The sequence below is a fragment of the Achromobacter sp. DMS1 genome (assembly GCF_001270295.1).
Genome location: NZ_LHSJ01000234.1, coordinates 1 through 6,781, shown reverse-complemented (window position 1 = coordinate 6,781; position 6,781 = coordinate 1). Strand labels below are relative to the sequence as shown.

Sequence of the window (6,781 nt, the reverse complement as noted above, 5' to 3'; positions counted from 1 at the left end):
GAAGGCAAACAGGGCCTCTGAGGCAAAGGGCGGAGCCGCGGGCGGCTGGCCGCCGCCGCGCTGCTGCCCGCCCTGATCGAACTGCTGAACAAATACCCGGGCGGCCTGTCCGGCCTGATCGCCAGCTTCCAGAAGGGCGGCCTGGGCGAAATCGTGGCTTCCTGGGTCGGCACCGGGCAGAACCAGCCGGTCAGCCCCGGCCAGCTCGGCCAGGTGCTGGAGCCTGGCATGGTGGACGAGCTGGCCGCCAAGACCGGGCAGGACCAGGATTCGGTGCTGGCTACGCTGTCGCAATTGCTGCCGCAACTGGTGGACCAGGCCACGCCCTCGGGGCAGGTCCAGGAAGGCCAGCAGGGTTTCAACCCCGCGGAACTGCTGGGCTCGCTGTCCAGCCTGTTCGGCAATCGCCAGGCCTAGGCGCCTGTCCGAAGCGCGTCCCGCTGCGGCCGAGCCATAGCGGGACGCCGGCGCGCCATGGCGGGGAACGGATCCCCATGCGCTGTTCGCGCGTTTTCGTCCATGCACCATTCAAACAGGCCCCGCGGGGCCTGTTTGTTTTTGCCCTGCCGTTGCGGGAAAACCCTGCGGGCCGTTCGATTGACGGGGGTGGTCGGCCGGATAATAATTATCATGTTAACTAAATATCCATCATGAAACCGCAACCCTTTCTTCTCGACGACGGGCAGCCCCTGGGCACGGTGTACGGCGTGCTGCTTAACGACGCCGCTACCGTGCGGCGGCTGGCGCCGCAGTTTGACGCGCCTCCCTACAAGGCCGCGCCCAGGGCGCCGGTGCTGTACATCAAGCCGCGCAACACCTATGCGCGCGACGGCGCCGCCGTGGCGATTCCCGCCGAACCCGGGGCGGTCCGGCTCGATGCCACCATCGGCCTGCTCATCGGCGCGCCCGCCACGCGCGTGGAGGTACGCGACGCCATGGCCCACGTGGCGGGTTTCGTGCTGGCCTGCGACATCACCTTGCCGCACGACAATTATTTCCGCCCCGCGATCCGCCAGCGTTGCCGCGACGGCTTCTGCCCCATGAGCGGGCCATACGCGCCGGGCGACGGCTACGACATCGCGTCCGCCACGCTGCAGGTTTCGATCAACGGCCGGCCCGCCTGGCGGCGCGGTTTTGCCGGACTGGTGAGGCCGGCCGCGCAACTGATTGCCGACGTAACGGCGTTCATGACGCTCTCGCGCGGCGACGTGCTGCTGCTGGGGCCGGGCGAGGGCTCGCCGCTGGCGCGTCCGGGCGACCTGGTGGAGATCGAGGCGCCGGGCCTGGGCCGGCTGGCGCATCGCATCGTGGCCGAGGCGGCCGCGGCGCAGGAAGGAGCGCAGGCATGAAACACGGACGCATACGCTACGAGGGCCGGGTCGTCGAGGTGACGGAGGGCGCGGACGGACGGGTGAGGCTGCCCGACGGCCGCCTGCTGGACGAGGCCGAGGCGCAGTGGCTGCCTCCGCTGGAATTCGGCACCGTCTTCGTGCTGGGGCTGAACTACGCCGACCATGCCAAGGAAATCGCCTTCAACAAGGCGCCCGAGGAACCGCTCGTCTTCCTCAAGGGGCCGAACGCGCTGCAAGGGCACCGCGGCAAGACCTGGCGTCCTGCCGACGTGGACTACATGCACTTCGAATGCGAGCTGGGCGTGGTGATCGGCAAGACGTGCCGCAACGTGCCGCGCCAACGGGCCTACGACGTGGTGGCGGGCTACTGCGCGGCCAACGACTACGCCATCCGCGACTATCTCGAGAATTTCTACCGGCCGAACCTGCGCGTGAAGAACCGCGACGGCGCCACGCCAGTGGGGCCGTGGTTCGTGGACGCGGCCGACATTCCCGATCCCATGAACCTGCGCCTGCGCAGTTGGGTCAACGGCGAGCTGAAGCAGGACGGCAACACGCGCGACATGGTGCACGACATTCCTGCGCTGATCGCGCACCTGTCGGGTTTCATGACGCTCAACCCCGGCGACCTGATCCTGACCGGCACGCCCGTCGGCGTGGCGGATTCCAAGGCGGGCGACGAGATCGTCACGGAAGTCGAGGGCGTGGGCCGGCTGGTCAATACCATTGCCGGCGAACCGCCCGCGCCGCCGTCGCACTGACGCGGCGCGGCATCTCTCTTTATCCGGAATTCCTTCATGCGCATCGACCATCTCATCGACGGCAAGGCCGTCGCCGGCCAGGACTATTTCGAAACCGTCAATCCCGCCACGCAGGAAGTGCTGGCCGAGGTCGCGGCGGGCGGAGCGGCCGAAGTGGACGCCGCCGTGGCCGCGGCGCGCGCGGCCTTTCCCAAATGGGCCGGCACGCCCGCGCCGGAGCGCGCCAGGCTCATACGCAAGCTGGGCGACCTGATCGCCCGCCATGCGCCCGACATCGCGCAGACCGAGACCGACGACTGCGGACAGGTCATCGCCCAGACCGGCAGGCAACTCGTGCCGCGCGCGGCCGACAACTTCTACTACTTCGCCGAGATGTGCACCCGGGTGGACGGCCACACCTATCCCACCGCCACCCACCTGAACTACACGCTGTTCCATCCGGTGGGCGTGTGTGCGCTGATCTCGCCCTGGAATGTGCCGTTCATGACGGCCACCTGGAAGGTCGCGCCCTGCCTGGCCTTCGGCAACACGGCGGTGCTCAAGATGAGCGAGCTTTCGCCGCTGTCGGCCGCGCGCCTGGGCGAGCTGGCGCTGGAGGCCGGCATTCCGGCCGGCGTGCTCAACCTGGTGCATGGCTACGGCAAGGATGCGGGCGAGCCGCTGGTCGCGCACCGCGACGTGCGCGCCGTGTCGTTCACCGGCTCGACGGCCACCGGCAACCGCATCGTGCAGGCGGCCGGCCTGAAGAAGTTCAGCATGGAGCTGGGCGGCAAGAGTCCGTTCGTGATCTTCGACGACGCCGACTTCGAGCGCGCGCTGGACGCCGCCGTCTTCATGATCTTTTCCAACAATGGCGAGCGCTGCACGGCCGGCAGCCGCATCCTGGTGCAGAATGGCATCTATCCCCGCTTCGTCGAGCGCTTCGTGGAGCGCGCCCGCAAGATCGCCGTGGGCGACCCGCTGGACGAGCAGACCATCGTCGGCCCCATGATCAGCGCCAATCACCTGGCCAAGGTGCGCCGCTACATCGAGCTGGGCCGGAAAGAGGGCGCCAGCATGCTGTGCGGCGGCCTGGAAACGCCCCCGCTGCCGGCCCGCGTGCGCAAGGGCAACTACGTGTTGCCCACCGTGTTCGCCGACGTGGACAACCGCATGCGGATCGCCCAGGACGAGATCTTCGGCCCCGTGGCGTGCATTATCCCGTTCGGCGACGAAGAAGAAGCCGTGCGCCTGGCCAACGACACCGTCTACGGCCTGTCGAGCTACGTCTGGACGGAGAACCTCGGCCGCGGCCACCGGGTGGCCGCGGCCATCGAGGCCGGCATGTGCTTCGTCAACAGCCAGAACGTGCGCGACCTGCGCCAGCCCTTCGGCGGCACCAAGGCATCGGGCACGGGCCGCGAAGGCGGCACCTGGAGCTATGAAGTTTTCTGCGAGCCCAAGAACGTCGCCGTGTCGCTGGGCTCTCATCACATTCCCCGCTGGGGCGCCTGAGACGGCGGCCCAAGGCAAAGAGAACAACCAGGAGACATCCATGCAACGTCGTCAATTCCTGCAGGCTTCGGCCGCCGCCGCGCTGGCCTGCTCATGCGGCCTGGCGCGGGCCGCTCAGGGCGCCTGGCCCGCCAGGCCCGTGCGCATCGTGGTGCCGTTCCCGCCCGGCGGCACCACTGACATGGTGACGCGCCTCATCGGCAGCGAGCTGTCCAGGCAGCTGGGCGTGTCCGTCATCGTGGAGAACAAGCCCGGCGCGGGCACCGTGATCGGCGTGGACTACGTCGCCAAGCAGCCCGCGGACGGCTACACGCTGGTGTGCGTGGCCAACAGCTTCACGGCCAACAAGACCCTGGTGAAGAACCTGCCCTACGACACCGCGCGCGACCTGCGCCCCGTGGCGCTCATGGGCCTGTCGGAGCACGTGCTGGCGACCCACCCGGACAGCGGGCTCAAGACCCTGGCCGACCTGAAGAAGGCGGCCTCGGACGAGCCGGGCACGCTGACCTACGCCTCGTTCGGCAACGGCACCTCGGCCCACCTGTCGGCGGCCGCGCTGTGCCAGAAGCTCGGCATCGACATGGTGCACGTGCCGTACAAGGGCCAGGGCCCGGCGCTGACCGACCTGCTGGGCGGGCAGGTGTCCGTGATGTTCGGCAACTGGTCCGAGTTCCGCGCGCACGTCGAGCGCGGCAAGCTGGTCGCGCTGGGCATGGCCACGCTGCAGCGTTCGCGCTTCGCGCCCGGCATTCCCACGCTGGCGGAGCAGGGCGCGCCCATCGAGTCGAACTCCTGGCAGGGCCTGCTCGCACCCGCCGGCACGCCGGACGCCATCGTCCGGCGCATCAATGCCGAGGTCAACCAGGCCCTGGCCGCGCCCAACGTGCGGGAAGTGTTCGCCAGGGGCGGCATCGTGGAGCAATCGGGCAGCGTGGAGCAGTTCGCCGCCTTCGTGTCCAGCGAAACCGCCAAGTACGCCGACATCATCCAGCGGGCCCACATCACCCTCGGATAAACGCTGCGCAAGGACTGCCATGCCCCACGTCGTCATCCTCTACACCGGCAACCTGGACGCCCGCGCCGACATGGGCGGCTTGTGCCGCAAGCTGGCCGACGCCATGCTCGCGGTGCGCGCCGAAGACGGCAGCCAGGTCTTTCCCACGGGCGGCACGCGCGTCTACGCCTATCCCGCCCCCCACTACGCCGTGGCCGACGGCGGCGCGGCCGGCAAGGCCGCGGGAGGCGACGGCGATTACGGTTTCGTCTACGTCAACCTGCGCATGGGGCGGGGCCGCTCCGATGCGGTCAGGCAGGCCGCGGGCGATGCGCTGCTGGCCTGCGCGCGCGAGCACCTGGCGCCGGTTTTCGCCGCCGGGCACCTGGGCCTCACCGTGCAGGTGGATGAAAGCCCCGGCCAGGTTTACGACGGCAAGCACAGCACCCTGCATCCGCTTTTTTCCCGCTAGAGACGCCCGCGTCCGGCCTTGCCGGCGCCTTGGAGCATCCAGACCATGTTTTCCGACGAACTTCTGATCCAGCTCGCGCAGGAACTCGACGCCAGCGAGAAATCGCGCATGCAGGTGGAGCATTTTTCCAAGCGCTACCCCGGCATGACCATCGAAGACGGCTATCGCGTTTCGCGGACCTGGGTGCGTATGCAGGTCGCCGCCGGCCGCAAGATCATCGGCCACAAGATCGGCCTGACCTCGCGCGCCATGCAGCAGGCCAGCCAGATCGACGAGCCCGATTTCGGCACGCTGCTCGATTCCATGCTTTTTACCTGCGTGGAAGGCCAGGAACTGGCCATTCCCGCTTCCCGCTTCATCGCGCCGCGCGTGGAGGTGGAGCTCGCTTTCGTGCTGAAGTCGCCGCTGGGCGGTTCCGGCCGGGCCGGGGAGGTCACGCTGCAGGACGTGCTGGACGCCACCGACTACGTGACACCGGCCATCGAGATCATCGACGCCCGTATCGAACAGTTCGACCGCCACACGCGCGCCATGCGCAAGGTCTACGATACGATCAGCGACAATGCGGCCAACGCCGGGGTGGTCGTCGGCGGCAGGCGGGCGGACCCCGCCGGCCTCGATCTGCCCTGGTGCGGCGCGGTGCTGCGCCAGAACGGCGTGGTCGAGGAAACCGGCCTGGCCGCGGGCGTGCAGGGCCATCCCGCCATCGGCGTGGCCTGGCTTGCCAACAAGCTGGCGCCGTGGGGCGAAACCCTGCAGCCCGGCCAGCTCATCCTGGCCGGGTCGTTCACTCGCCCCGTGGCGGCGCGCCAGGGCGATGGCTTCGAAGCCGACTACGGCCCGCTGGGCGTGCTGCGTTTCCGCTTTTCCTGAACATCTTTCCACGCGAGGTATCGATGCAGACCCCCGTCAACCGCTTCAAGGCCGCCCTGCGCGCCGGCCAGCCGCAGATCGGCCTGTGGCTCGGGCTGGGCAGCCCGTACACCGCCGAGATCTGCGCCGGTGCCGGCTTCGACTGGCTGCTCATCGATGGCGAGCACGGCCCCAACGACACCCTGACCCTGCTGTCGCAGTTGCAGTCGATCGCCGCGTATCCGGCCAGCCATCCCATCGCGCGCGTGCCCATGGGACACGGCGAAGTCGGCGAAATGCTCATCAAGCAGTACCTGGACCTCGGGGCGCAGACGCTGCTCGTTCCCATGGTCGACACGGCGGAACAGGCCGGCCGCATCGTGCGCGCCGCCCGCTATCCGCAGAACGACAGCAAGGGCGGCATCCGCGGCATGGCGGGCGCGCGCGCCTCGCTGTGGGGCCGCCGCCCCGGGTACTTCCTGGAAGCCAACGAACAGGTCTGCGTGCTGGTGCAGGTGGAAACCCGCGCGGGGCTGGACAATCTCGACGCCATCGCCGCCACCGAAGGCGTGGACGGCGTGTTCATCGGGCCGGCCGACCTGTCCGCCTCGCTGGGCCACGTGGGCGACCCGGGCCATGCCGACGTGCAGGCCGCCATTGCCGACGCCATCGCGCGCGTGCGCAAGGCGGGCAAGGCGGCGGGCATCCTGACGCCCAACGAGGCCATGGCGCGCAAGTACCTGGAAATGGGCTGCGCCTTCGTGGCCGTGGGGCTGGACACCAGCCTGCTGGTGCAGGCCACCAGCGCCCTGGCCGCGCGGTTCAAGGACGTGCAGGCCGTGGCGCCGGGCAGCAC

8 protein-coding genes are annotated in these 6,781 nt (G+C 69.1%); all 8 read left to right on the top strand.

The window, feature by feature from the left end; all coding sequences use genetic code 11:
- Positions 1-45: 45 nt before the first annotated feature.
- Complete coding sequence (locus tag AD428_RS20875; RefSeq protein WP_053246449.1) at positions 46-417, top strand: YidB family protein; 372 nt, start codon at positions 46-48, stop codon at positions 415-417.
- Positions 418-650: 233 nt separating this feature from the next.
- Positions 651-1,349, top strand: a complete 699-nt coding sequence (locus AD428_RS20870) for a fumarylacetoacetate hydrolase family protein (protein ID WP_053246448.1) — start codon at positions 651-653, stop codon at positions 1,347-1,349.
- The gene (locus AD428_RS20865) at positions 1,346-2,113 is read left to right on the top strand and encodes a fumarylacetoacetate hydrolase family protein (protein ID WP_053246277.1); all 768 of its coding nucleotides are present in this window, start codon (positions 1,346-1,348) and stop codon (positions 2,111-2,113) included. The genes AD428_RS20870 and AD428_RS20865 overlap by 4 nt, the downstream gene beginning before the upstream one ends.
- A gap of 36 nt (positions 2,114-2,149) precedes the next feature.
- A complete protein-coding gene (hpaE, locus tag AD428_RS20860) occupies positions 2,150-3,607 on the top strand; it encodes a 5-carboxymethyl-2-hydroxymuconate semialdehyde dehydrogenase (RefSeq protein ID WP_053246447.1) in 1,458 nt (485 codons plus the stop codon).
- 40 nt (positions 3,608-3,647) lie between these two features.
- The gene (locus tag AD428_RS20855) at positions 3,648-4,622 is read left to right on the top strand and encodes a tripartite tricarboxylate transporter substrate binding protein (protein ID WP_053246446.1); all 975 of its coding nucleotides are present in this window, start codon (positions 3,648-3,650) and stop codon (positions 4,620-4,622) included.
- Between the two features lie 19 nt (positions 4,623-4,641).
- Positions 4,642-5,073 (top strand): 5-carboxymethyl-2-hydroxymuconate Delta-isomerase, encoded by a 432-nt coding sequence (locus AD428_RS20850; RefSeq protein ID WP_053246445.1) that lies wholly within the window; start codon positions 4,642-4,644, stop codon positions 5,071-5,073.
- Positions 5,074-5,118: 45 nt separating this feature from the next.
- Complete coding sequence (gene hpaH, locus AD428_RS20845; RefSeq protein WP_053246279.1) at positions 5,119-5,946, top strand: 2-oxo-hept-4-ene-1,7-dioate hydratase; 828 nt, start codon at positions 5,119-5,121, stop codon at positions 5,944-5,946.
- A 23-nt stretch (positions 5,947-5,969) separates the two neighbouring features.
- On the top strand, positions 5,970-6,781 hold an 812-nt coding region (locus AD428_RS20840; protein WP_053246444.1), incomplete at its 3' end, for an aldolase/citrate lyase family protein.

Coding starts and splice junctions, on each gene's coding strand:
- AD428_RS20870 (WP_053246448.1), top strand. CDS start 651: ATGAAACCGCAACCCTTTCTTCTCGACGACGGGCAGCCCCTGGGCACG.
- AD428_RS20865 (WP_053246277.1), top strand. CDS start 1,346: ATGAAACACGGACGCATACGCTACGAGGGCCGGGTCGTCGAGGTGACG.
- hpaE (WP_053246447.1), top strand. CDS start 2,150: ATGCGCATCGACCATCTCATCGACGGCAAGGCCGTCGCCGGCCAGGAC.
- AD428_RS20855 (WP_053246446.1), top strand. CDS start 3,648: ATGCAACGTCGTCAATTCCTGCAGGCTTCGGCCGCCGCCGCGCTGGCC.
- AD428_RS20850 (WP_053246445.1), top strand. CDS start 4,642: ATGCCCCACGTCGTCATCCTCTACACCGGCAACCTGGACGCCCGCGCC.
- hpaH (WP_053246279.1), top strand. CDS start 5,119: ATGTTTTCCGACGAACTTCTGATCCAGCTCGCGCAGGAACTCGACGCC.